Genomic DNA, 25,168 nt, shown 5'->3' with positions numbered 1-25,168 from the left:
GAGCTGGGAGCTACGTTCGCGCCTTTGAGCGCGATTTTACCGGATGCCGCCAAGCTTGCGTGGCTCAGCTATATTTTGGAGCTTGCACGCCTCCTAAGCGAAAACGCGCTAAAAAATTTAGAATTTCGCTTTGAAAATTCCACTCTTAAAATTTCCGGCGCTGATAATTTGATAATGCTTAAAGGAAGCCTTAAAAAGCTCGCAAAGCCCGCGATCTTCGCCGTAAATTTCGTCTAAATTTAGTTTTAAATTTAACCGCTTGCCGCGCGTTTACGGATCTGCTTTAATTTTATTTAGTCGCGCCGCGTTTCTTTGCAAAATTTTGATCAAACGTGCGCATATCAATCGGAGCGATTACACAGAATAATTGCGATTAGCGGGTTTGGCTTTAATTTTGGGTTGAAATTTAACGCCTGTCGCGCTCTACTGGCCGTGCTCATAAACAGAGTGGCTAAATTCCATAGTTTTAAAATTTCATTGCGCAGTTTACAATATTTCGCAGCGCTATTTGCGGCTATTACGGCTAAATTTAAACTGCGATTCGCGCCTTACGGGGCGGCGTTTTGCGTTTTGGAAAAAAGGAAAGTAGATGGGTGAGCGGGTTGGTGCGTAGGCGCACAGACGGGAAAGCAGGCGAGCTAACTAGATGCAGGCAGGGGCGGGGCACAGGCGCCGCGATTAAATTTAAAATATTGCGCCGCGCCGCGGTATTTTACAAACACAAATCGTTTGATGACGCTCGCCAAATCGCGGTTGTGCGGTCAAATTTTAGATCGTGCAAATTTGTAACTAAGCGATAATCAAACGGCGGTGTAAAATTTAATTGAGTTAAATTTTATATCGCGCAAATTTAAAACGGCGGCGAGAATCGCGCCGCAGCAAGAATGCCCAGCTATCTGCGCAGCGCTCCGAAATTTCGTGCAATATCCCAGTGATCACGCATCGCTTCAGAATTTAGTGTAGCACTGGGCGATCCACACAGCACTTTGGCTTTTTACGCAGCGCTTCGGGCGATTCGCAGAAAAGCGCCCCGACAATCCGTGTAGCGTCCGAGGCGATATGCAGAAGCGCCCGACGACGAGTGCGGCGTCCTGAGCAATCCGCAAATATCCTTCGCGCGAGCCCTAAAACCGCCCCAGAGCCTCTTTGACGTGATCCTCCGCCATATCGATATTCCACATCGGCTCAAAGACGAGATCAATCTCCACCTCGCCGACGCCCTCCACGCTCTCGGCACCCGCGCGCACCCATTCTACCATCATCTCGTGTAACGGGCACGACTGAGTCGATAGCGTCATCGTGACTTTGGCGTTGTTTGCCTCGTCCACCGCTACGTCGTAAATAAGTCCCAGCGACACGACGTCAAAGCCCACCTCGGGATCGACAACGGCGCGAAGCGCGTCGTAAATTTGCTCCTTCGTTACTTTCATTTTTCCTCTCCAAATTTTATGTAGTTAAAGATATTTACGATGTTGATTAGCACCAAAATTATGCTTGCTGCTTGTAAGATCACCGCGGGCGTTAGCGCTCCAAAGCCCGCGCACGCAAGCGCTAAGACGTTCGGCACGCAGGCTGCGTAGGCGATCTTTTTGATTATCATATCCTCAAGCATAGGGATTTTGCGCTTGCCGACGAAGGGCGAGACGTAGTGGTACCAGATGAGAAAGGGCGCGATTTTATAAAGGTGCGCGACGATGAAAGCGAACAAAAAGCCGTATAGCAGCCAAAACGCCGCCGCATCCGCGCGACCTGCGAGCCAAAACGCCGCGCTAAATCCCAAAGCCGCCAGCGAGATATAGACGTTTAAATTCCAATAATCGATCGCTTTTCGTACGCGCCTGGCTAGGATATAGATCGCCTGAGCCGCAAAGCTCGCAAGCGCAGCAAGTGCGATGAAAATTCCAAAGTCTTTTAGCAAAAACGGCCCCGCGAGCAGATACAGCGCCAGTGAAGCTTTTGCCAGCGCGAAGCTTAGATCGTGCGCCAGGCTAAACATCGGCAGCAGCACGCACGCAGCGCCTACGATGACGAAAAACACGAAGCCTAGCACGAAGTATATGTGATAGGATAAAATTTCTGAAAAATATACTCCGAAAACCTCCACGCCGCTAAGAGCTAGCACGAGCGCGAAGCCAAGGCTGATCCCTACCGCCAAAAACGCAGCCGAGATCGCAAGCGCAACGGCAGGGAAGCTCCATTTGGGCGTGCCGATGAAGCTTAGTGCGTAGCAGATCGTAAAATAAAATAGGCTAAGCAGTAAAACGGCGCCGCCTGCGTGCATCAAAGGGATGCTTGAAAGTAGCAATCCCGCGCTTAGCAGCGCCACGCCCGCAGTGTAAGCAAAGAGATTTAAAAACGCAAATTTGACGGTGAAAAATTCCTTTTGGATAATGACCGAAGTAAGCTGATAGAGCGCTCCGATGATTATGCTGATTACGAAACCCAGCAAAAATACGTGAAAAAAGCTCGCTGTCTGCGGCGCCTGGATCGCGCCGAAATCGGCCTTTAAAAAGCTCGCCGCGCTTAACAGCAAAAAGATAAAGCCGCAGATAAAATAGCCGCCTACGATGCGAAACGGCGGCGAAAAGGTCGTGATATTCATCTAAATTTTAAAACACTTTAGCCGTGGCACTTCGCGTCGGTGTCAAAGCCCTCATTGACCGCGCCCGGTTTTAGGCTGATGGTGAGCTTGACCGCATCTCCATCCAGATCCTCGCGGGCAATGTCAAATTTAGACTCGATTTTTGGGATCAGCCCCATCGGAAATTTATGATTGAGCATGACGACCTTTTTGGTTTCGTCTTTTACGAAATTTAGCGCCACCAGCGCATTTACCATAGGCTCGGGCGGGATGCATTTGCGCGAATCAAAGCCGATGTACTCCACGCCGCCTTGTAATTTTTTATAAAATTTCACCGTAGCGCCCGCTGCGTCAAACTCCTGCCAGTCTGTGAAAAAATCCATACTTGATCCTTTTTTAAAATTTCGCGCGATTATATAGCAAATTTTAAAATTTTGAAATGAGGCAGATCAAGTCCTATTTGGAATTTGTAAATTTAGCCGAATTTTAATACACTACGCGTTAAAATTTTAAATCCGAGGACCATTATGCAGACCATCACGATCATCGATACGTTCGGCTTTTTTTTCAGGCTCTACTACGCTATGAGCGGGCTTAAGACCAAAGACGGCAAACCCAGCGGCATGGTGAGCGGATTTGCGAGCTTCATCGCAAATCTTTCGAAAGAATTTAAGAGCGATTATATAATTTTCGCTCTGGATAGCAAGGGTAAGACCTTCCGCTCGGATATCGATCCCAACTACAAAACCAACCGCCAAGCCCCGCCGCCCGCGCTTTTGCAGCAGCTGCCGGTCTGCATCGAGATGATCGAAAAGATGGGGCTTTACTCGCTCGGACGCGAGGGCTACGAAGCGGACGATCTCATCGCAAGCGTCGTCAAAAAGCACGGCGCCACGCATAAAATCAACATCGTTACCTCCGACAAGGACTTGTATCAGCTCATCGGCGAAAACGTTAAAATTTACAGCCACGGCAAAAAGATGCTTTACGGCAGGGACGAGTGCTTGCAGCGCTACGGCGTCTATCCCGAGCAGATCGTGGATTTTTTAGCGATCTGCGGCGATAGCGCCGATAATATCCCGGGCGTGCGCGGCATCGGCGATAAGGGGGCGAAGAAGCTTTTAGACGAATGGGGCTCGCTTGATGGGATCTATTCAAATTTAGATCGCCTGCCGCAGAACAAACAGCGCGAGTATCTGATAGAAGGTAAGCAGAGCGCCTACATAAGCAAGCGCCTGGCTACGCTTTACGACGAGCTGGAAATCCCGCCTTTGGATGATGCGAAATTTCCGCAGCAAAATCCGCTTTTTAAAATCCGCGAAATTTTAAAAGACTACGCGCTAAATAGGCTTCTTTCGGCGTTAAGCTTGCAGGAGCAAAACGGGCTTGATCTTTGGAGCGAGGGCAAAGGCATGGGCGCAAAAAGCTCCGTTTTGGGCGCGGGCGGCAAAGGCTCCGGCGCAGAGCCGTCTCGCGGCGGCTCTATCTTGGACGCTGCAGTAGGGGGGCTAGACGGGCAAAATTCTATCTCAGGCGGCTCCTCTTCAATCGGACAAAATTCCGAGAGCGCTTTTAAAACGCCCTTTGAGCCCATTTGCATTACCGATGCCGCGGAGCTTGCAAGGCTGTGCGAAGGCGTCAGCGCCGAGACCTTGGTGAGCTTCGATACGGAAACCACTAGCGTCGATAGCAAGAGCGCCAAGATCGTGGGCTTTTCGTTTGCGTTTAATGAGGAGCGCGCTTATTATGTCCCGCTCGCGCACAGCTATTTGGGCGCTCCTGCTCAAATTTCTTCGGACGCGGCAAAGGCTGCGATCGGCTCGCTGTTTCGCGGATATGTCGTGGGGCAAAATTTAAAATACGATTTTGAGATCGTGAAAAATAATTTTAATATCGAACCGCCTGCGCGTTTTGCCGATACGATGGTGCTAGCGTGGCTGCTCGATCCCGCAAACGCCGTGGGGATGGACTCTATCTCGCCGCGGTATCTTGGGTATGAGACCGTGCATTTCGGCGACGTCGTCAAAAAGGGCGAGACCTTCGCCTCCGTGGAGCTGGACGCCGCTACGATCTATGCGAGCGAGGATGCGTGGGTGACGCTGAGGTTGTATTTTAAGCTCAAACAGCTGCTCGAACCCGCGCTTTTTAAGCTCGCGCAGGAGCTTGAGTTTCCGTTCGTGCGGGTGCTTTGGCAGATGCAAAGATGCGGCATCAAGATCGACGCGGAGATGATAAAGCGCCTAATCGGGCGCAACGAAAAGTCCCTACGAGCGCTCACGGATGAAATTTATGAGCTTTGCGGCGAGCAGTTTAATATCAACTCTCCCGCTCAGCTTGGCGCCGTGCTTTTCGAGCGGCTCGGGCTTCCTGCGGCGAAGCGCACAAAGACGGGCTATAGCACCGACGAAAGCGTGCTGAAGGATCTTACCGCGCTACATCCCGCGGTGGATAAAATTTTAGACTACCGCGAGCTGTTTAAGCTGCAAAGCACCTACTGCGAGCCGCTGCTACAGCTTGCTCTTGCCGATCCGCAAAACCGCGTCAGATCGAATTTCTTGCAGACCGGCACGGCTACCGGGCGGCTAGCGAGCAAAAATCCGAACCTGCAAAATATCCCTGCGCGCGGCACCTTTGCGAAGGACGTGCGAGACTGCTTCCTAGCAGACGAAGGCTACTCGCTGATCTCGCTTGATTACTCGCAGATCGAGCTGCGCCTGCTCGCGCACTTTTCGCGCGATCCTGCGCTTTTGGCGGCGTTTAGGGCGGATGAGGACATTCACGCGCGCACCGCGATCAGTATTTTCGGCGACGCGCAGCCCGCGCACCGCACGATCGCAAAGAGTATAAATTTCGGCCTCATCTACGGCATGGGCGCGGGCAAGCTAAGCGACAGCCTAGGCATCGCGCGCGCCGAGGCGAAGGGCTATATCGAGCGCTATTTCGCGGCGTTTTCTACGATCAAGGATTTTTTGCAAAGCATAAAATCAGACGCGAAAGAGGACGGCTACGTAAGCACGCTTTTTGGGCGCAGGCGCTATTTCGACTTCGCAAACGCGCGCAACAACATGGTCTATGCGAGTTACGAGCGCGAGGCGGTGAATACGAAATTTCAAGGCTCCGCCGCCGACATCATCAAAAAGGCGATGGTTGAGATTTCGCCGCTGCTAAGTGGCGAAGCGCGGCTGATATTGCAGATCCACGATGAGCTGATTTTCGAGGTGCGGGACGAGGCGGCGCAGAGCTTCGGCGAGCGCGCGCAAGAGATTATGCAAAGTGCGGCGAGCCTGAACGTGCCCTTAAAGACGAGCCTAAACATCGCCAAGCGCTGGGGCGAGCTGAAGTAGCTACGCTAAATTTAAAACGCGGCTAAAATTTTAAGCGAAATTTAAACGGCGCGAAATTTTAAATTTTGAGCAGGACGGGGCTTAAATTTGTCCAGTTTAAAATTTGGCTCATCAAATTTTAAACCGAGCGATTGCAAATAGCTGGCGCGGTGGGGCACAGATCCGCCGCCGTCTTTAAAATTTTGATTAAATTTAAGCTCCCCACTCGGCAATATCAAACGGCGGTTAGATAGATTTATCCAAATTAAATTTAAACGATGTGTTTTAACAAGAGGTCTGGATAAATCTTGCCGTGCATATAAATTAAAATTTCATTTCAGCGGCGTAGTGGCGGAATTTTTAAATTTAAATTTTACGCAAAGCCGCACGCCTTGTAAAATTTAACGAGTGAAAATTCATACAAAATTTAGCCCGCGAGGAAATAGACATAGGTTTTGCGAAAAGGAATTTTTAGAAAATGAAATGAGCGGTAGGAGGTCTTTTTAAACCCACCCTGCGTGCCGGTCCGTAAAAACCGGCGCCCTTATAGCTTCACGAGCGAAGCTATAAGGATTTCGGACTAAATTTTGGCATGAATTCTGCGCGCTCGCGTAAATTTTACAAGCCTGTATAGAAATTTCGCGAGCTTGCGCAAATTTCGCGCCGCCTATTTTTTAGATTTTTCTAGCGCGGCGGCAAGGTCTGCTATGAGATCGTCCGCGTTTTCGATGCCTATGGCTAGGCGCAGCAAATTTTGACTGATGCCGATGCGCTCTTGCAGCTCGCGCGGATAGCTCTCATGCGTCATCGACGCGGGGTGGCAGATCAGGCTCTCTACGCCGCCCAGGCTCACGGCTAGATCAAATAGCTCAAGGCTGCGCGCAAAGGTTTTATAGTCGTATTGCGGCTTAAGTACCAGCGAGATGACCGCTCCGATGCCGCTAGCTTGGCGATCTTGTATCTTTTTCTCGCTCTCAGAATGCGAGCCTGCGAAATTTACCGCCTCTACCGCAGGATTGCCGCGTAAAAATTCTATTATCTTTAGCGTATTTTCGCTCTGACGGTCGAAGCGCACGCTTAGTGTTTTAAGCCCGCGTATGAGCGAATACGCGTCGGTAGGCGATAGCGTCGCGCCCAGAGTGTTTTTCATAAACTGAATTCTTGCGGCAAGCTCGTCGTCATTCGTCGTAACGATGCCGGCGATCAGATCGGCATGCCCGCCTATGTATTTGGTCGCGCTATAAACTACGACGTCTGCGCCGTGCTCTAGCGGGCGCTGATAATACGGGGTTAAAAAGGTATTATCCATCACCACAAGCGCGCCGTTTTTGTGCGCGAGCTCGCTGATGCGCTCAATGTCGGTTACGCGCAAAAGCGGATTTGATGGTGTTTCGATGAATACCATTTTAACGTCGCTTGGAATTTCGGTGATCAAATTTAGATCGTCCACCAAGTCGTAATTGATCCCTTGATTTTTAAAAATCCCGCTTACGTAGCGATAGGTACCGCCGTAGACGTTGTTATTTAGCAGCACGCGATCGCCGCTTTTAAGCAGCGCAAATGCAGCGCTCGTAGCCGCCATGCCCGAGGCTAGCGCGAAGGCGTATTTGCTGCCTTCAAATTTTGCAAAAAGCTCTTCAAAGGCGTTGCGCGTAGGATTTGCGCCACGCGAATAGGCGTATTTGCCGAAATCATCCAAGCTTTCTTGCACGAAGGTGCTGGCTAGATATATCGGCGGAATCACCGCATTGTGAGGGTTGGACTTGGCCTCTATGCCCTTTACGATTAGGGTATCTATTTTCATCTTTTCTCCTTAAAATTTAATGGATTTAAAAGCTCATCGCTCCGATAAATTTAGCTATGCGCTCGTCGCCGCTACCGAAGAATTCCTCTGCGTCGCCGTCGAATGCGATAACTCCGCCGTCTAGGAATAAAATTCTATCTGCGATCTTGCGCGCAAAGCCCATATTGTGCGTGACGATGATAAGCGAGCGATCCTCTGCGGCAAGCTCGGCGATAGTCTTTAGCACCTGCGCCTCAAGCTCGGGATCAAGCGCACTCGTAGGCTCGTCCAGTAGCAAAAACTCAGGCTGCATCGCAAGCGCCCGCGCGATCGCCACGCGCTGGCTCTGACCGCCGGAGAGGCGAGCTGGATACGCGCCAGCTTTATCCGCCATACCGACTTTTTTTAGCAGCGCCATTGCATTTGCTTCGGCAAGCTCGCGTGGCTGCTTTAGCACGTGTACGGGTGCTTCGATGACGTTTTGCAAGACGTTGAGGTGCGGAAAGAGATTGAAGCTTTGAAAAACCATGCCCGTATGCGCGCGGAATGGATGATATTCGCTTGTTTTATGCTGAGCGTCGAAATTTATCTTAAACTCGCCTAGCTGTAGCTCGCCGCCGCTTGGAATTTCGAGCAGATTTATGCAGCGCAGCATCGTGGATTTGCCGGAGCCGGAGCTTCCTAAAATCACTGTCGTTTGCCCGTCGCGAAATTCTAAGCTTAGCCCATTTAGCACGACGTGATCACCGAAGCGCTTAGTTAAGTTCGTAAATTTTATCATCACACGAACCTTGAAAATCGTCGCTCTAGCTTGGATTGTAAGAACGTAAGAAGGGTGCAAACTGCTAGATAAAATAGCGCCGCCAGCACGTATAGCGTAAGCGGATCGAATGCCCGCGCAGCAATACGTTGAGCGACCATAAACATATCGACCATCGTAATCGAGGCTACGAGCGAAGTGTCTTTAAGCGTAGAGATAAATATATTTGATAGCGGCGGCAGCGATATGCGCGCTGCTTGCGGAGCGATAATGCGGCGCAGAATTTTAGCATAGCTCATGCCTAAAGAGGTAGCCGCCTCCCATTGCCCCTTTGGCACTGATAGGATCGCAGCTCGCACCGCCTCTGAAGCGTAAGCGCCGATATTGAGGCTAAAGGTAATGATCGCAGCAGCCCAAACATCAAGTGTGATCCCAACGATTGGAAGTCCGAAATAGACGATAAAAAGCTGCACCAAAAGCGGAGTGCCGCGAAAAATCCAAATATAAATTTCGCTTAGCTGCTTTAAAATTTTAAAATTTGCGATGCGTGCGACCGCCGTCAGCACCGCAAGCACGAGCCCGAGCAGAAATGAGATTATCGTAAGCGGGATCGTAACTTGCAGCAGGGCTAGCGCCATCGGCTCTAGCGAGCTGCTAACAAGCTCTAGAATTCTGCTTGTTTCGTTCATTCACTCACATCTTTGCCGAAATATTTAAGCGAAATTTCTTTTAGCCTGCCTTCGGCTTTGAGTTCGTTTAAGGCTTTGCTGATTTGATCTGCGAGCTCTTTATTGCCCTTTTGCACGATTGCAGCGCTATAATCGACATCTTTTAGCTTTGCGGCGATTTTAATCGGAGCGTCCGGGCGCTGCTTTAAAAAGTCGTAAAATACGGTATTATCGCGCACGACGGTATCTACGCGGCGAGCGATCAGCAGCTCCATACTTTTAGCGAAACTATCTACAGTTACGTTTTGCGCGCCGTATTTTTTAGCGACTTGCGCCCAGTTGCTGGTAGCGGAGTCTGCATTTTTCTTGCCTTTTAAATCCTCGAAGCTTTTAATGTCGTTGTTATCTTTATGCACGATGATAGCTCCGTAAACGACGGTGTAGGGCACAGAATACTCATATTTTTTCTTGCGCTCGTCAGTGATGCTTACTTGATTAAACACAGCGTCTGCTTTGCCTGCATCAAATGCTGCAAGCATCGCATCCCAAGGCGCAGTTAGAAATTCTATTTTTAGACCAAGCTTTTCGGCGACTGCGCGCGCGACATCTACGTCGTATCCTACGAGCTCATTTTTGTCGTTATAATACGAAAATGGCGAAAAGGTGCCTTCCGTAGCTACTTTAAGCGTGCCTTCGCGTAGTGTTTTAGAGTTTGCGCCGCATATTAAAAGCGCGCACGCAAGCAAAGTTTTTATTAAATTTTTCATAATTCCTCCAAAATTTTATGAGCGAAATTTAAAATGCAAAATTCCGCTCAGCTAAGTTTAAAATTCCACGCTTCAACTAAGCGGTCGTAGAATTTATTCCGTAATGTCTTTGCCAAAATATTTAAGTGAAATTTCTTTCAGCACGCCTTTTTGCTTTAGCGATTTTAGCGCGGAATTTATCTGCGCCGTCAGCTCATCATCCTTTTTAAGCAGCACGGCGGAATAGATCGGCTCATTGCCTTGAGCTGCGATCTTTAGCGGGGCGTTCGGGCGCTGCTTCATATAGTCGAAAAATGTGATGTTATCGTTGATCGTAGCGTCTGCGCGACGAGCTATGATGAGCTCCACGCCCTTGCTAAATCCGTCTGCTGTAACGATCTCGGCGCCATAGCTGCGTGCCATGTCAGCCCAGTTACTGGTAGCGGAGTGGACGCTTTTTTTGCCTTTAAGATCCGCAAAACTCTTAATCTCCTCGTTATCAGCTCGCACTACTAGCGCAGCATAAGCCACGGTATAAGGCTCGCTGAAATTATATTTTTTCTTACGCTCCTGCGTGATGCTTACTTGATTCATCGCTATGTCCGCTTTGCCTGCGTCAAATGCCGCGAGCATCGCATCCCACGGCGCGGTTAAAAATTCCGCCTTTAGCCCTAGCTCTTTTGCTAGTGCGCGAGCGATATCGACATCAAAGCCGGTAAGATTATTTTTATCGTCATAGAAAGAATACGGCGAGTAAGTCCCCTCCGTGGCTATTATGAGCGTGCCCTCTTTGAGCGTCTTAGCGCTTAGGGTGGCGGTGATCAGCGCTGTTGCGAGCAGGGCTTTAAATATTTTCATTGAATCTCCTTGAAATTTAGCTATCGCTCGCGCTGCGAGCAGATGCGCGATTATATCGTGCGGAATATATAATTTTTATTAAAAATTCTAAATTTTAGTAAGACGTGATACAAAATTTCGCCTGTATGGCAAAGCTTTAGCGTCATATATTTTTAAAATTTTAACAGAGGTGATTTATAAAATTTCAAGTTTATTAGGTAAAAGTATCGCAGACCAAATTCAGTCTGCGATATAAAATAAAATTTGCAAGTATTTCGAGGCGATTTTTTGAGTTAGAAGCTAAAATTTTGCGCAAGCTAGACTTCTGCTTGCAGTTGCGAGCGCAAGAGAAGCAAAATTTCTCTCAAAAGCGCTCGCAAGATGATCCTTTTGAAAAAGACGAGCCGCTAACGAATTTGCCCGCCGCCTCGGACGACGTATTTATAGGTCGTAAGCTCCCTCACCCCCATCGGCCCTCTGGCATGCAGCTTTTGCGTGCTGATGCCGATCTCGCCGCCGAATCCAAACTCGCTGCCGTCGCTAAAGCGCGTCGAGGCGTTGGCATAGACGACTGCGCTGTCCACTTCGTTTAAAAATCGCTCGACGGTCGCGTAATCCGCGCTTAAAATCGCGTCCGAATGCCCGCTAGAATGCGCGTTTATAAAGCTAATCGCCTCGCCTGTATCCCGCACCGCGCGCACGGCTAGCACGAGATCCAAAAATTCGGCGCCAAAGTCGCTCTCACTAGCCGTTTTGACGTTTTTAGTGCCTCGCAGCTCCGACTCGCACGCGCCCAAAAGCTGCTCGCTCACGCGAAACTCGACCTCCGGCATCTCACGCACCAGCTCAGGTAAAATTTCGCCCGCCACGCGCTCATGTAAAAGCACGCACTCTACGGCGTTGCAGACGCTTGGGCGCTGGGTTTTGGCGTTTTTGATTATCTTTGCCGCTTCGCTCAAATTTGCGCTCTCATCGACAAAGATGTGGCAAACTCCCTCACCCGTCATGATGATCGGTACGGTCGCGTTTTGCGCGATAAAATCTTTTAAGCTCTTGCCGCCGCGCGGTATCAAAACGTCGATATACTCGCTCATTTTCGCCATTTTCGCCACTACTTCGCGTTCGGCGCTCTCCACGAGCTGCACTGCACCCGTCGGTAAGCCAAATTTCGCCCCGGCTTCGTTAAATAAATTTACTAAAAAGATGTTTGAATTTAGCGCGCTTGCACTGCCTCGCAGGATCGCTGCGTTGCCGCTTTTTAGCGCCAGAGCCGCCGCGTCGATACTGACGTTTGGACGGCTCTCGTAGATGATGCCGAGCACACCCAGTGGCACGCGCACGCGGCTGATTTGCATGCCGTTTGGATGGCTCCAGCCGCCTAGATTCTCGCCCACGACCTCTGCAAATCCCGCCACTTCGCGCACGCCCTGCGCCATCGCCTCGATACGGGCGTCGGTTAGCCTTAGACGGTCTAGCAGCGCTGCGTTCAAGCCTGATCTCTCGCCGTTTGTAAGGTCTTTGGCGTTTGTCGCTTTTATCGCGTCCTTTTGTGCGAGCAGCTCATCCGCCACGGCGTTTAAAATTTCAAATTTAGCCTTGCTACCAAGTCTCAAAAGCTCGCCGCAAGCGGCCTTTGCGCGCTTACAGATATCTAAAATTTCGTTCATTTTCGCTCCTTAATCATATTTATATTTTAAGTTTACCATATGGTTTAAATTTGATATATTTTTAAATGCATCATTTAGGTTAAACCCCAGTCGTAATAGCAAAATTTCAATATTTACAGTTATTGATTTTGCTTTTGTTTTTGGCGGATTATTGTGAAAGATATCATTGCGTGCCTTACGAATCATAGAAAATACATTTAAAAGACTATTTTTTGTGCCGTATTCTGGCAACTTTTGCCCCTTGTATTCGCACACGCTTGCAAAAATATCTCTGAAATCGCTCCAATTCGAGCCTATGACGTTTTGCAAATCACCTAGCGTAAATAAATCAAGCACCTCAAAGCTATTCATTTGCTCTGTTAGATTAACCTTTTTGGTCTGCGCTATGTGGGCAGCTTGTTTTATTAGCTTCGCATTTTTTCCGTATAAAAACCAGTCGTCGGCGTTAGAATTTGAACTATAAATTTCAGATAGTACTAGTGCAACTTTAGAACGCAATGCCGTTTCAAAAATATGGATGATTAAAAACATTTCGTGGTGCGATTTTATGCGTTTATTATAGATTGAAATGACTAAATCAAAGATGTCAACATTATTTTTGGCATATTTTTTAATAATGACGGCAGCTTCTTTGCAAGCACCCAACAAATATTTATTGTGAAGCAGTGCAATAGAATTTTTAAGTTTACCAAAGCCCGGCATTTTCGTTGCGTCACAGTCTAAGTTTTCACATAGTTTTTTACAGATTACACTTTCAAGATACATTTAATCATCTTTTGTTATAATAGTACCAATTTGGAGGTCTCATCGCTATGAATTAAGCGAGTATCCGAAAGGAAAGACACTCCAAATTCTATATTTTCATTCAAAATTTCACTCATTTTGTTTCCTTGACTTATAAAAAATAGCAAGCTACGCGGGCTAGTCTAGCAAAGAATATCGCCACTGCCGTACTTGCGGCAGTGTTGTAAAGTATGCTTTTATTCATTTTCTCAAAGATTTCTCCCTATGCTGTAAATTTACTATCAGCCAAACTCATGCCATAAATCCCTTCTTTAGCTATTTCTCGGCATTATATCCAACTTTATCATTCCAATTTGCGCATGGCGCTTTTACGTAATCCACCAGCTCATATCCGCGCAGCTCAAGAACATCTAGCTCGCCGTTTTTATCGGCGTCCGGTTCGTCAAATTTCGCCGTCCACGCCGCGTCTTGCGCCGTAAATTTTAGCTTGATATTCTTTGGGGCTACCGCTTTCTCCCACTCGGCGCGGTTTAGCGTGCCGCCTTGATCCTCGTCGTTAGCCGCTATAAAAATTCTAGCGGGATTTGCCTCTTTGCACGCCCACGCCGCACCTGCCAAAAGTAGCGCAAAAAATATAATCTTTTTCATCTTCGCCCTCCGTTTAAAATTTAAACGCGCGAACACGGCTAAAATTTCATTGTAGCGCGATATTATCCGCGTGGATCGCGTCATCGTCGCTTTTGTAGCCTAAAGCCTGCTCTATCTCATCGCTTTTTACTCCCGCTATGCGCGCAAGCTCGCAGCTTGAATAGTTGCTAATGCCGTGCGCCAGCAGCTTGCCGTCAGTCGCGCAGACGTTTACGATCTCGCCGCGCTCAAATTCGCCGCGCACCTCGGCAATCCCGACCGCAAGCAGGCTTTTGCCCGATTTTATCGCCTCTGCCGCACCCGCGTCGATAATCACCGCGCCTTTGCTAATCGCGCCGTATGCGAGCCAGTATTTACGCGAGCTAAGCCGCGCTGCGCCCGCGCTAAAGAGGGTGCCGACCTCGTCGCCCACCGCTATTTTAAGCAAAATTCCGTCCGTACGCCCGTTCGCGATGATCAGGCTCGTGCCGATCTGATTTGCCATTTGCGCCGCCGCGATCTTGGTCGCCATGCCGCCCGTGCCGAATTTACTGCCCTCGCCGCCTGCCATTTTGATGATGCGTTCGTCTATTTTTTCGATAAAGCTTAAAAGTTTCGCGTCTGCGTGCTCGCTCGGATTTTTGTCGTACAGTCCGTCGATGTCGCTTAAAATCACGAGCAGATCGGCATCGATTAGCCCCGCAACGAGCGCGCTTAGCGTGTCGTTATCGCCCACTTTCAGTTCATCTGCTACGACGGGATCGTTTTCGTTGATAATCGGCACGATGCCGCGCGAGAGCAGTTCTGCGCAGACGTTTCGCACGCTAAGATAGCGCGCTCTGTCGCTAAAATCGCCGCGGCTTAGCAGCAGCTGCGCGATAATGCGGTCATGCGCCCAAAACAGCCGCTCGTAAAGATGCATCAGCGCGACCTGCCCGACTGCCGCCAGAGCTTGTTTGCGGCTTAAAATTTTAGGTCTTTGCGCGACGCCGAGTAGTCCCATGCCCGCGCCCACGGCACCCGAGCTTACCAAAGCCACGCAAAAGCCCGCATCTTTTAGTTTGCAAATTTGCGCGACTAGACCTTTGATGAGTCGCTCATTTAGCGAGCCGTCGCCGTTCGTAAGCGTTGAAGTACCGATCTTTACGACGATACGTTTTGCGCCGCCCAGAAGCTCTTTTCTGTTCATTTTCCGCTCCAAAATTTTTGAAAATTATATCGAAAACGGCTTATTTTAAATTTTATGTTTTGAGCTGAGTGGATGCGAGCTTTGGCTAAAATTTATTCCCGAATAAAATTCGGCAGCTTCTAAATACGAGAGATAAAATTTTTTGGGTAAAAGTTTGATTATAAAGTAGTCGTATTTGGCGTAGTAAATTTTCTTATAAAGCGTAGAGATAGTCTGTTTACGAAGATCGTAACGGGAGATAAACTCCCGTTATCGCGCGAAATTTTACTGATTTAAAATTTACCGGATCCTTGCTAAAGCGCGGCGTTGAGACTTAGTTGCATCTCCACGTCGTCGCTAACGAGCAAAATTTTCTTCATTTTAGCCTACTTTTTGGTGGCATTGCCTTCTTTATCTTCAGTCTTCACCTCTTTCGGCCCCACATAATCCTCCCCGAAATAAGCCTTTTTTATCTCTTCTTTTTTGATTGCGGCTTTCTTTTCGTAGATTTTGTATTCAGGCTTCCAGTAGTTTAGCATATTGTTTAGCCCGCTGTGGCCTACCTCGGCGTGACAGCTAGCGCAGGTTAGTTGCTTATCCGTATTTAGCAAGCTTTGATAGTGAGCGTGCATCTTTTGAGCTTGCGGGCTCGTTAGCTTATTATCCACCAAATTCGTATGGCAGCTAACGCAACCGTTGTCAAATACGAAGTGCTCTCTTTTTTCTCTATTTTTATGCCAGTCTATAGCCTCCGGGTCTTTGAAGAAATGAATATATCCCTCCATTAGTCCGTTTTTGGCTTTAACTAGGACGTATTTGGCTAGGTTGTCGTGAGGTATGTGGCAGTCTACGCATTTAGCCCTTACTCCGCTTTTGCCTTTGCCGCTATGTACGTCGTTACTATAAGCTATAACCATAGGATCCATCTCGTGGCATACTACGCAAAACTTCTCTCCGCTAGTTTCTTCTAGGGCGTAATGCACGGGAAGTACCACTAAAAACCCTATAATGCCGCTTACTAATATAATAAGCGCTAGTACTTTCTTTGAAATTTTCATGGCGTTACCCCCATCCATTGCGGAACTTCGTGTTCGTGGCACTCCGTGCACATATTGGTTGATTTTTTATGCTCGTTGTGGCACTCGTCGCAGTATAGCGTAGGGCCGTCGTGAACCGAGTTGTGGGGATTTGCTTTTAGCAGATCCATGTATTCTAGTCTTTTAGCTATCTTTTTCTTGTCGCCGTGACAGGACAAACAGCCTTTATCGCCTATGGATTTAAATTTACTAGCGTCGTTTCCTTGTCCTTCGTGACAATCAAGACAGGTGAAGCTTAGCTTTTCGTGATGAGGTTTTAAAGGGTGTTTGGCTCGCAGCTCGTCGGTGACGTTAAGATCGACTAAAGACGTTATCTTTGCGCTTGGCGCGCCTGCGCTAAATGCAAAAGAGCATAGTAGCATAGATGCGCACAAGGCGAGAAACGCTTTATGTTTCATGCGAATTCCTTTCGGATGTCAAATTTACAAATTTAACTGCAAATTCGGCTTTAAATTTAAAAGTATCGCAAGCCGAATTCTCGAATTTAATCTTAAATTTAGCCTGCGATACGAAATAATATTTGCAAGTATTTCGAGGCGATTTTTGGGGTTGCGCGGCTAAAATTTTGCGCAGGCTAGACAAAATAGTCTGCCAAGCAAAATTTTAGCAAGCTCCGCAAAAAGCGTCCGAAAGACGCCGCAAATTAGCCTATATTCTCACCGGCTATCATACCAAACGTTAGACAATCTGCGATCGCCACGCTACCTAAGCGGCTAGCTCCGTGTACGCCGCCTGTGATCTCGCCTGCGGCAAATAGTCTTGGAATCGGCATCTCTGTTTGTAGCGAGATAACCTGAGCTTTGGTATTGATGTCGATACCGCCCATAGTGTGGTGGAGTTTTGGCGTACCGCGCATAGCGTAGAATGGCGGTTTAGAGATATCTACGCCGTTTGTAGTGGTTTTATCCATAGGTTTGCCAAAGTCCTCGTCTTTGCCCGATTTAACGAAGCTATTATATCTCTCGATGGTCTTTTTAAGCTCTGCGGCAGGGATTTTATAAAAAGCCGCTAGTTCGTCTAGAGTTTCAAATTTCTTTAGTACGCCTGATTCTAGCGGTTTAGTGTAGTGTTCAGGTATGACCATGTTTTTTACGCCCTCGCTATCGCAGAAGTTGATAGGATAGATATTTGCTTTTGCGTCGATTACTTTAAACATAGCTTGGGAGCGTGTGCGGCGGTCTGCTAGCTCGTTCATATAGCGTTTGCCGGTTCTTGGATCGACTGAAATTCCGTAGCGGAAGCTTCCGTTTACGTTAAACATAGAGCCTACGCCAAAGCCTTTTTCGTCAGGGCATGCCCATGGACCGAATTGTATCCAGCTTAGCTGAACAGGGGTAGCGCCGATCCTAAACGCCTCTTTCATAGCGCCTGCTGTTGCGCCCGGGTGGTTAGTGCTATCCGTAGTAGGCAGGATAGACGGATCTTGAACTTGTCTAAAGAATACGTCGCGGCAAAATCCGCCCGCAGCTAGCACTACGCCTTTTTTAGCTTTTATCGTCTTTTTAGTTCCCGTAGTGTTTTCGGCGTCGTCTTTTTGGCTCTTTGAGTCGAATTTATAATCCTCTCTGATGATCACGCCGTCTACGCCGCCGTCTTCGCCTAGGACGAACTCGTCAAATTTAGCTCTTTGTCTTAGCTCGCAGCCTTGTAGGTTTTTAAAGTATTCTACCATCGGCTGAACGATACCAGAACCCGAGCCGTTAGCGGTTTGAAGCGATCTAGGTACGCTGTGTCCGCCTGCGTGAGTAACTTTATCTATGTATTTAGCGCCGCATTTTAGAGTTAGTTTATATGCGTCTTGCGCGCGAGTAGCGATGGTGTCGATTAGATCTACGTGGTTTAGGCCGCGACCCGCTTTTAGGCAGTCTTTGATAAATAGCTCGTTGCTATCTTTGATGCCTTCGGCTTTTTGCTTGTCGCTGTTTGGAACTGCGAAAATTCCGCCGTTAATAACGGAGTTACCGCCGACGCGTCCCATCTTTTCTAGGATTAGAACTTTGTTGCCTTTTTCGGCTGCGGTGATACCCGCCGCAAGTCCTGCAAAGCCAGAGCCTACGATAACTACGTCCCACTCTTCGTCAAATTTGACGTCTTTTGAGTTTACCGCAGCGTTTGCGTTTACGGAGCCGAGCGCTAAAGCACCCGCGCCAACTAGGCTCATTTTGAGCAGATCACGTCTTGAAACGTTTTCCATGATGTCTCCTTTATTTTACCGTTATACGGTTTTTTTGATGCCTAATTTTGGGAGAATTATACCCAAAGTTAAATAAAAGCAAAATAATATTATTTAAAAATTGTTTTTAAATTTTTAGAAAGCGTCGCCGCCAAAAAGCCGCTTATCGGCTGCTTGCTAGTTCTAAATTTAGACAAATTTTAAATTTAAATCTTTACATAAAATTTTACGTTCGCTATGAGAGTGTATTCTAAGCCGGATAAAAGACCCGCAAAGCAGGTCTTCATTTCTCGCAAAGCTTGCCGCATGCGTCGGCGCGGCATCTGCTGCAGTGAGTCATCTGCGCCATTGAGCCGCCGATTAGCTTTCGCATACTGCGAATTTCTTCGTTTGAGGGCGATTTGATATTTGCAAAAGGGGTATCATGCACGGGGATCATCGCCATACAGTTCATGATATCGGCTTGCCACTCTTTGGCCTTTTTTGCGATATGTGGTATGTGATCCATATTAACGCCGGGGATTACGACCGTATTGATCTTTACGATCATGCGGGCTTCTTTTAGCTTGCGGATCCCTTCCTCTTGGCGCTCCCCAAGAATTCTAGCGCCCTCTTCGCCGTGGTAAATTTTGTTTTTGTGGCGCACCCACGCATAAATTTTGCCGCCTACGCCCGGCGTTACGGCATTAACGGTCACCGTCACGTGGCTCACGCCGATGCGCACGATATCATCCACATGCTCGGGCAAAGATAGGCCGTTTGTGGATAGGCAAAGTAGGGCGCGAGGGAAACGGGCTTTGCATTTTTCAAAAGTCGCTAGAGTCTTATCGGCATCGCACATAGGATCTCCGGGCCCTGCGATACCGATGACCGAGATATCTTGTCTAAATTTAAATAGATTTTCCACGTATTCCACGGCCTCATCCGGGCTTTGCACCCTCCCCGTTACGCCGGGGCGATTTTCGTTAGCGCAGTCGTAGATGCGGTTGCAAAAATTGCATTGGATATTGCAATGCGGCGCTACGGGAAGGTGCACGCGCCCGTAGGCGGCGGACGCTTTTTTGCTAAAGCAGGGGTGGTTGTCGAAGGAGGGTTTGGCGAAAAAATTCATCAATCTTTTTTCCTTCCGAATTTTATGGCGTCCGCGTGGCAAACGTCCATACAATCGCCGCAGTTCGTGCAGTTCATCTCGTCGGGCCTAGTGCCCATTTCGCATTTGCGCAAGCAGGCGTTGCAGTTATCGCAGGCGTCTGTTTTATAAATGCGAAATATTGAAATTTTACGCAGCAGCTCCATTATGCCGCCGCTAGGACAGGCGAAGCGGCACCATAAATTTGCGACGATCAAGGATGCGGCGATGAGGGCCACGACGACGGCGGTGCGAACCGTCCAGTACCAGTCGGAAAATTTAAAGGACATGATAACGGCGTTGAGATACTCGTCGCTGGTGCGGATAGGGATCATGACGCGAGGATTGCCGTAGATAAAATAGACGCCGGCGCTAAGCAAAACGGCTAGAACCATGCCTATTTGCGCATATCGTAGCTTCCTGTTATTTTTTAGCTTGAGCTTAAAAGCGGCAAATTTGCCGAGCATTTGATTTACGAATCCGCCCGGGCAAAGCCAGCCGCAAAACGCGCGCCCGAGGAAAATAACCAGCACGGGTATAAACAGCCAAAATCCAAAAAATACGGTCGCGATCCGCCCCCAACACGTGACGATCGGGCAGGATTGGCAGTTTACGAAAGGCACGATAAATGGGCATCTAAAAATCCCGTAATACGCCCATTGCCCGATCGCGCCTATAAAAATCAGCTGCACCAAACGACGAATTTTAGTTAGTCTAGAGACTTTTTTCATCTTTGCCATATTTACTATACTAAACATCTTTTACACCAAACCTTTCTATGAGTTCAAGCCCGCGTGCCGAATGGATGGAGGTAAAGCCGTGCCGCTCGAAAATTTCCTGCCCGTCCGAGCAGACGAAGTCCGCAAAGTCATCGGCAAGCTTCTCGTCTTTTACGTATTTCATGATATTTAGCGTAAAGGTAAGCGGTCCCGGCGGGATGAGTTTCTCGTCGATAGGCATGTATTCGATTTTGTCTTTAAATCTATCGTGCGTCGTTAGGCGTTTTTCGATGATGGACGCATCACCCTTGCCGTCTACGAGATCGCACATCATGGTGATTACGCACGCTCCGTTGGCGACCATATTTTTCATAACGGGCCCTGTGAGACCTGAATTTTTCAAAATTCCCTTTACCGGTCCGCTACCCGGAGGCGAAGCCCTTAGCGGCAGCATCACCCGCACGCCGGGTTCCGCTAGATCCTTCAGATCGCGAATGCCCGCGGGATTTCCCTTCGGCACTACTAAAACGTAGTCGGTAAAACATAGCGGTCTAAAGCGAAGGCTAAGGCCAGCCTTGCGTAGTTTTTGGCTTAGCTCCAAAACGCGGGCGCCGAAAACCTCCGTCTTGCCCTGCAAGGCTAGCAGCGACTTTCCGAGCGCACCCGCAAAGGCGCCGGTGTACTGGATATTATGCCCCGTTTTGGACTCGTATGCTGCGTTTATCTGCGCAAAAGCTTCGGACAGTCCTCCGCACGACCAAACCTGCAGCGAATCAGGCTTAAACGGCGTGAAGCCGGCGAGCATCGATTCGGGTCCGGCGATGGCTGCCGCTGCCAAAGCTCCTTTTAAAAAGCCGCGACGAGATGCGTCTATCTCTTTAAATTTCATGCAATCTCTCCTTTCTTTGGATTGTTAAATTTACAAAGCTCTTTATTTTAAAATTTCGAGCTACCCGCTTAAAGCAGTTCTATAAACGCCTCTAGGCGCGTTCGAATTTGCCCAACGTCCTGTTTGGAGTAGTCAGTCTCCAGACTCATATAGCTTACTCCCGCTTCTTTGCTTGCCTCCTTTATTTTGTTTGTCTCGATCGCGTAGGTGTGACAGCCGCTTAACACGACATCAACGACGCCGTCCGCTTGATACTCGTGGATAAATTCCTTTATAATATCGCCTCTGGCGTCGTTTTGATACATCACCGAACAGGGGATTTTGAGGTAGCGTTCGGCGATATTTGCGACCAGATCGCCCTTCGTTTGCACTTGGTTTTGATAGCCTTTGGTGCCGGAGCAGTTTTCAAAGGCTACCACGTCCGCGCCCAGCTCCTCTATCTGCTTGATAACCTTTTCATACACGCCTCCGCTTGGACAGCCTGTGATAATGATCCGCTTTTTGCGAGTTTTCGGCGGCGTCATCTCCTTCGCGGCGGCTATGTAGGCGCGTATCATCTTAAGCTTTTCGCGTTTATCGTATATGAAGTCGCTCGCAAATGAAATTTGATGAATTTCGCTGCCCGCTACCGGCATCGGATTTAGTTTGCCAAGCTCTAAAAGTTCCAACATTACCTTGCGCTCTTCGTTGTAAATTTGCACCGCATCGAGCAGTGCTTCATCGGTGATTTTCGTATCAAATTTTTGTTCTAAAACTTTGCGAAATTCTCTAAGCTCGTCGGTAAAAAGCTCCAAGCTCTTGCCACCGGTCATATTCGGTAGTTGCAGCACGTGGACGTCCTTATGTTTTGCCAGCAGCTCATACATCTTTTTCTTGCCGTCGCAGGTCGTTTCGCCTATGACGAGATCGCTGGCGTTCATATAGGGGCATTTTTTAGTAACTGCATAGCCGTAGCTTGCCTTTATTAGCGGGCAAAGATTACGCGGAAGCTCGGCATGAGCGGCGTCTATCGGGCTTTCGTCATAGGCGCAAAGCCCAACCGGCACGGCGCCTGCGGCGTAAATGAGCTCCTTTGGCGAATAGGTGCAAAACATTCCCACTACGTGTTTGCCTTGCTCTTTTAGATCGTGCAGAGCCATTGCGTTGCGCTTTTTAAGCGCGTCAAAATCCATCTTCATCTCGTCTCCTTTGAAATTTCATTTGCTTTGCGTGCGCCGATAAGCGAAGCGCCCATCGCGCCGCAGTAGATCGCGTTTTCGTGAGTAAAAATTTCAGCCCCCAGATGCTCGCCTAGAAGCTGTTTAAATAGCGGCACGTTGCTAAGCCCGCCGCTTAAAAAATAAATTTGATTTTCCAGCCGTTTGATGAGAGAGGCGACCTTGTGCGCCGAGGAGTCCACGATGGCGTAGGCGATCTCGCTCGTTTCGGCTCCGTTTGCGCTTAGCGAGACGATCTCGCTCTCGGCAAAAACAGTGCAGGTTGAGCTTAGTTTGATCGCGGGATTTTTGCGGGCGGTTTTGTAAATTTCGCTCAGATCGAGGCCCAAACGCCCCGCGCTGATCTCTAAAAATTTGCCCGTGCCGGCCGAGCATTTGTCGTTCATGATGAAGTCCGTAGGCTTGCCACCTTCTATTTTGATAGCCTTGGTGTCCTGCCCGCCCACGTCGATGACGGTGCAGTCTTTCTCGAACAAAAAGTGCGCCCCAAGGCCATGGCATAAAATTTCGCTCATGCTAAGCTGTGCGTAGTCTACGCTGACGCGTCCGTAGCCCGTAGCCGTTACGAAGCCCCCTGCGTAGCCTTTTTGCTCTAAATTTTGCTTGATCTGCCGCGCGACTTTGACCGCGCTAAAGCCGCTAGGTAGCAAAAACAGCTCGCAAAATTTGCCGCGTTCGTTCATAACGGCGACCTTTGATGAGGTCGAACCGATGTCGATACCGATAAAATGCATAAAATTTAAATCCATCGAAAAATATTTCTACGCCGTAGAACTTTATCGCAATCTTAGCTTTTTAAGACTTTTATATCGCTGAAATTTGGCACGGGCTCGGTGCGTATTTAAATTTAGTCTCGCACCGCGTTTGAATCGGTTTTAAATTTAAATTTAGCGCTCACGGGCGATTAGAATTCCGCTTAAAATTACCACCGCGATGCCCGCTAGCACGATTGGACCGGGCAGATGATCGCCTAGCATAATGCCGAGCGCCATGCTAAATAAGATGTCGCTGTAGCTGATCGCGGCGACGATGCCAGCTTTGCGCGAAGCGGCGTAAGCGCGCGTCATGTAAATTTGAAAGTAGATACCGCTGACGCCCAGAAGCGCCACTAGCACCCAGCCAAAAAGGCTTGGCGGGTTGAAGTAAGCAAGCCTCGCCAAATCCGCCCCGCCGAAAAGCCCTAAAATTTTGACCTCGCTACCTTCAAGCACCCAGCCCGTTATCATCATCGCAGCACTTAGAAAGGTCGCGGATGAGACAAAAACCAGCACGATGATGTTGGTGGCGTAGTGTTTGCGAAGCTCGCGCACGCTCGTGTATGCAAGCCCCGCGCACATGCCGCCGAAAATTCCCACTGCATCGGTTACGCTGATGCCGATGTGCGGGCGCACGACGAGTAAAATTCCGCCAAATCCGAGCAGTATCGCAAACCAGCCACGCGAGCTTAGCTTTTCGCCTAAGAAAAACGCCGAAAATAGCGCGGTGAAAATGGGCGCCGTCTTTTGGAAGGTAAAAGCGGTGCCAAGATCGATGTGAGCGATGTTGTAAAAGGTCGCTAAGATCCCGCAGCTGCCGATAAAGCCGCGAAACGCGAGCAGCCACGGCTTACCGCCCGGCCCCAGGTTTTTTATCCGCCGTAGCGAAAATAGCACGATCGCGATGCCTACGACGTTGCGGAAAAATACGATCTCGGCGCTACTCATCCGCTCCGCCATGACTTTGGCTAGCGCGCCGTTTAACGCGAAATAAAAGCTCGCTACGAGCATATAGTAAACGCCAAGATGTTTCAGCCAAAACGCGGAGTAGAATTTTTGTTTCATCGCACGCTACTTTCGGTTCGCCACAAGTGTGCCCGCGACGATGATGAGTGCCATGCCCGAAAGCGCCATGAAACCGGGCAGGGCGTCGCCTAGCAGCAGCCCAAATAGCGTCGAAAAGATGATGTCTGTGTAGCTGATCGTAGCTACTATGCCCGCTTTGCGCGTCGCGGCGTAGGCCTTGGTGACGTAGGTTTGATAAAACAGCCCCAGCAGCCCCAGAAGCACGGCAAAGAGCCAGCCCTGCGCGTTTGGAATTTTAAATTTGCAAAGCATAAAGCTCAGCGCGGGCGCGTCTATAAATTCCGCCGCGATCATAAGCGCTACGGGCATCAGCGTACCGGCAAGAAGCGCAGAGAGGATGATCGTATCGGAGCTATAGTATTTACGTAGCCCGCGCACGGAGGTAAGCGCCATCGCGGCGAATAATCCGCTTAAAATTCCAAAAATATCGCTCGGCTGCAAGCCAAACTGCGGCTGAATTACTAAAACGATGCCCGCAAATCCGAGACAGACCGAGAACCAGCCCATCGCGCCGAATTTTTCGCCGAGGGTAAAGTACGCAATGATCGCCGTCCAAATGGGTGCCGTTTTTTGAAAGGTAAATGCCTCGCCGAGGCTGATGTTAGCGATGTTATAAAAAAATACCATCAGCCCCAAAATCCCGATAATGCCGCGAAACGCGAGCGTAAAAGGATGACCGCTCTTGTTTGCGAAGCGCGCCGCGCGGGGACGAGCCTTGATTTTATAAAGCAGGATCAGAAGTCCGGGCAGATTGCGAAAGAGCACGACCTCAAGCGATGAAATTTGCGCACCCAAAAGCTTGGCGAAAACGCCCGTAAGAGAGTTGTAAAAGCACGCCATCAGCATATAATACACGCTTAGATGGTGCAGCAAGAAGTTGTTGTATTTCATCGCGCCCCTTTAAATTTGCGGAATTATACACGCATAATGATTAAATTTTAATATTCCGCCGTTTTAATATTTCGCCGCGCCGCCTGTTTTTGCGCGCCTGGCGCAACCGCTCGTTTTTGTACTTCGGTGCTTGTATACGCAAAGCAGCCAAATTTGCGCAGCTGTGGATTTATATGCTTTCGCGTAGTTGCGCCGGTTTTTAAAATTTATAAACTTTACGCACAGCTCCGCATTCTGCGATATTTTCGGCGATGGCTCGCGCCTTGGTGACTTTTACGAGCGGCGTTTTGCTAGTGCCGCGATAAAAT

General features: G+C 48.9%; 23 protein-coding genes and 1 pseudogene. 2 read left to right on the top strand and 22 right to left on the bottom strand.

Annotation, left to right across the window (positions count from 1 at the left end; translation table 11 throughout):
* Nucleotides 1-237: pseudogene (locus Q0620_RS03650) on the top strand (Ppx/GppA family phosphatase); the annotation flags it as partial.
* An 887-nt stretch (nt 238-1,124) separates the two neighbouring features.
* Here Q0620_RS03650 and Q0620_RS03645 read toward each other — a convergent pair.
* The 3 genes from Q0620_RS03645 to Q0620_RS03635 are packed head-to-tail and all read right to left on the bottom strand — an operon-like array spanning nt 1,125 to nt 2,964.
* Nucleotides 1,125-1,430 carry a metal-sulfur cluster assembly factor gene (locus Q0620_RS03645; protein ID WP_005871269.1) on the bottom strand — a complete coding sequence of 102 codons (306 nt, stop codon included), beginning with the start codon at nt 1,428-1,430 and terminating at the stop codon, nt 1,125-1,127.
* A complete protein-coding gene (locus Q0620_RS03640; RefSeq protein ID WP_298783254.1) occupies nt 1,427-2,602 on the bottom strand; it encodes a peptidase M50 in 1,176 nt (391 codons plus the stop codon). The genes Q0620_RS03645 and Q0620_RS03640 overlap by 4 nt, the downstream gene beginning before the upstream one ends.
* A gap of 17 nt (nt 2,603-2,619) precedes the next feature.
* Nucleotides 2,620-2,964 (bottom strand): hypothetical protein, encoded by a 345-nt coding sequence (locus tag Q0620_RS03635; RefSeq protein ID WP_298783253.1) that lies wholly within the window; start codon nt 2,962-2,964, stop codon nt 2,620-2,622.
* Nucleotides 2,965-3,108: 144 nt separating this feature from the next.
* Here Q0620_RS03635 and polA point away from each other — a divergent pair, with 144 nt between their 5' ends.
* Entirely contained in the window at nt 3,109-5,925 is a 2,817-nt protein-coding gene (gene polA, locus Q0620_RS03630; RefSeq protein ID WP_298783252.1) for a DNA polymerase I, read from the top strand.
* A 646-nt stretch (nt 5,926-6,571) separates the two neighbouring features.
* Here the strand turns inward: polA and Q0620_RS03625 are convergent.
* The 19 genes from Q0620_RS03625 to Q0620_RS03535 all read right to left on the bottom strand — a co-directional run bounded on the left by Q0620_RS03625 (nt 6,572) and on the right by Q0620_RS03535 (nt 24,860).
* Nucleotides 6,572-7,708, bottom strand: coding sequence for a PLP-dependent aspartate aminotransferase family protein (locus tag Q0620_RS03625; protein WP_298783251.1), 1,137 nt, complete (start codon nt 7,706-7,708; stop codon nt 6,572-6,574).
* Nucleotides 7,709-7,733: 25 nt separating this feature from the next.
* Nucleotides 7,734-8,468, bottom strand: a complete 735-nt coding sequence (locus Q0620_RS03620; protein ID WP_295151230.1) for an amino acid ABC transporter ATP-binding protein — start codon at nt 8,466-8,468, stop codon at nt 7,734-7,736.
* Entirely contained in the window at nt 8,468-9,136 is a 669-nt protein-coding gene (locus Q0620_RS03615; RefSeq protein ID WP_298783249.1) for an amino acid ABC transporter permease, read from the bottom strand. Before Q0620_RS03615 ends, Q0620_RS03620 begins: the two co-directional genes overlap by 1 nt.
* Nucleotides 9,133-9,882, bottom strand: coding sequence for an amino acid ABC transporter substrate-binding protein (locus tag Q0620_RS03610; protein ID WP_297949927.1), 750 nt, complete (start codon nt 9,880-9,882; stop codon nt 9,133-9,135). The genes Q0620_RS03615 and Q0620_RS03610 overlap by 4 nt, the downstream gene beginning before the upstream one ends.
* Nucleotides 9,883-9,975: 93 nt before the next feature.
* Nucleotides 9,976-10,719 carry an amino acid ABC transporter substrate-binding protein gene (locus Q0620_RS03605; RefSeq protein ID WP_298783248.1) on the bottom strand — a complete coding sequence of 248 codons (744 nt, stop codon included), beginning with the start codon at nt 10,717-10,719 and terminating at the stop codon, nt 9,976-9,978.
* Nucleotides 10,720-11,105: 386 nt separating this feature from the next.
* Nucleotides 11,106-12,365, bottom strand: a complete 1,260-nt coding sequence (locus tag Q0620_RS03600) for a glutamate-5-semialdehyde dehydrogenase (protein ID WP_298783247.1) — start codon at nt 12,363-12,365, stop codon at nt 11,106-11,108.
* Nucleotides 12,366-12,374: 9 nt separating this feature from the next.
* On the bottom strand, nt 12,375-13,130 hold the full coding sequence (locus tag Q0620_RS03595) for a CAAX protease (RefSeq protein WP_297915587.1): 756 nt from the start codon (nt 13,128-13,130) through the stop codon (nt 12,375-12,377).
* A 294-nt stretch (nt 13,131-13,424) separates the two neighbouring features.
* Entirely contained in the window at nt 13,425-13,757 is a 333-nt protein-coding gene (locus tag Q0620_RS03590; RefSeq protein WP_297942658.1) for a hypothetical protein, read from the bottom strand.
* Nucleotides 13,758-13,803: 46 nt separating this feature from the next.
* Nucleotides 13,804-14,925: a glutamate 5-kinase gene (gene proB, locus Q0620_RS03585; RefSeq protein WP_297942660.1), complete on the bottom strand. Its 1,122-nt coding sequence runs from the start codon at nt 14,923-14,925 to the stop codon at nt 13,804-13,806.
* Between the two features lie 365 nt (nt 14,926-15,290).
* Entirely contained in the window at nt 15,291-15,962 is a 672-nt protein-coding gene (locus tag Q0620_RS03580; RefSeq protein ID WP_298043988.1) for a NapC/NirT family cytochrome c, read from the bottom strand.
* The gene (locus Q0620_RS03575) at nt 15,959-16,399 is read right to left on the bottom strand and encodes a cytochrome c3 family protein (RefSeq protein ID WP_002947156.1); all 441 of its coding nucleotides are present in this window, start codon (nt 16,397-16,399) and stop codon (nt 15,959-15,961) included. Before Q0620_RS03575 ends, Q0620_RS03580 begins: the two co-directional genes overlap by 4 nt.
* Nucleotides 16,400-16,644: 245 nt before the next feature.
* Nucleotides 16,645-18,195, bottom strand: a complete 1,551-nt coding sequence (locus tag Q0620_RS03570) for a flavocytochrome c (protein ID WP_298783246.1) — start codon at nt 18,193-18,195, stop codon at nt 16,645-16,647.
* 262 nt (nt 18,196-18,457) lie between these two features.
* Nucleotides 18,458-19,285 (bottom strand): radical SAM protein, encoded by an 828-nt coding sequence (locus Q0620_RS03565; RefSeq protein ID WP_298783255.1) that lies wholly within the window; start codon nt 19,283-19,285, stop codon nt 18,458-18,460.
* Nucleotides 19,285-20,061 carry a 4Fe-4S binding protein gene (locus Q0620_RS03560; RefSeq protein ID WP_298783245.1) on the bottom strand — a complete coding sequence of 259 codons (777 nt, stop codon included), beginning with the start codon at nt 20,059-20,061 and terminating at the stop codon, nt 19,285-19,287. Before Q0620_RS03560 ends, Q0620_RS03565 begins: the two co-directional genes overlap by 1 nt.
* Nucleotides 20,054-20,911 carry a substrate-binding domain-containing protein gene (locus Q0620_RS03555; RefSeq protein WP_298783244.1) on the bottom strand — a complete coding sequence of 286 codons (858 nt, stop codon included), beginning with the start codon at nt 20,909-20,911 and terminating at the stop codon, nt 20,054-20,056. The genes Q0620_RS03560 and Q0620_RS03555 overlap by 8 nt, the downstream gene beginning before the upstream one ends.
* Nucleotides 20,912-20,979: 68 nt before the next feature.
* Entirely contained in the window at nt 20,980-22,089 is a 1,110-nt protein-coding gene (locus tag Q0620_RS03550) for a double-cubane-cluster-containing anaerobic reductase (protein WP_298783242.1), read from the bottom strand.
* Nucleotides 22,086-22,862, bottom strand: a complete 777-nt coding sequence (locus Q0620_RS03545) for an acyl-CoA dehydratase activase (protein ID WP_298783241.1) — start codon at nt 22,860-22,862, stop codon at nt 22,086-22,088. Before Q0620_RS03545 ends, Q0620_RS03550 begins: the two co-directional genes overlap by 4 nt.
* A 153-nt stretch (nt 22,863-23,015) precedes the next feature.
* Nucleotides 23,016-23,948 (bottom strand): DMT family transporter, encoded by a 933-nt coding sequence (locus Q0620_RS03540; protein ID WP_298783240.1) that lies wholly within the window; start codon nt 23,946-23,948, stop codon nt 23,016-23,018.
* Between the two features lie 6 nt (nt 23,949-23,954).
* Nucleotides 23,955-24,860 carry a DMT family transporter gene (locus tag Q0620_RS03535; RefSeq protein ID WP_298783239.1) on the bottom strand — a complete coding sequence of 302 codons (906 nt, stop codon included), beginning with the start codon at nt 24,858-24,860 and terminating at the stop codon, nt 23,955-23,957.
* Nucleotides 24,861-25,168 lie beyond the last annotated feature (308 nt).

Source organism: uncultured Campylobacter sp., assembly GCF_938017615.1.
Taxonomy (GTDB): domain Bacteria; phylum Campylobacterota; class Campylobacteria; order Campylobacterales; family Campylobacteraceae; genus Campylobacter_B.
The sequence above is the reverse complement of the archived record's forward strand: the minus strand, read 5'-3'. Positions and strand labels throughout refer to the sequence as shown.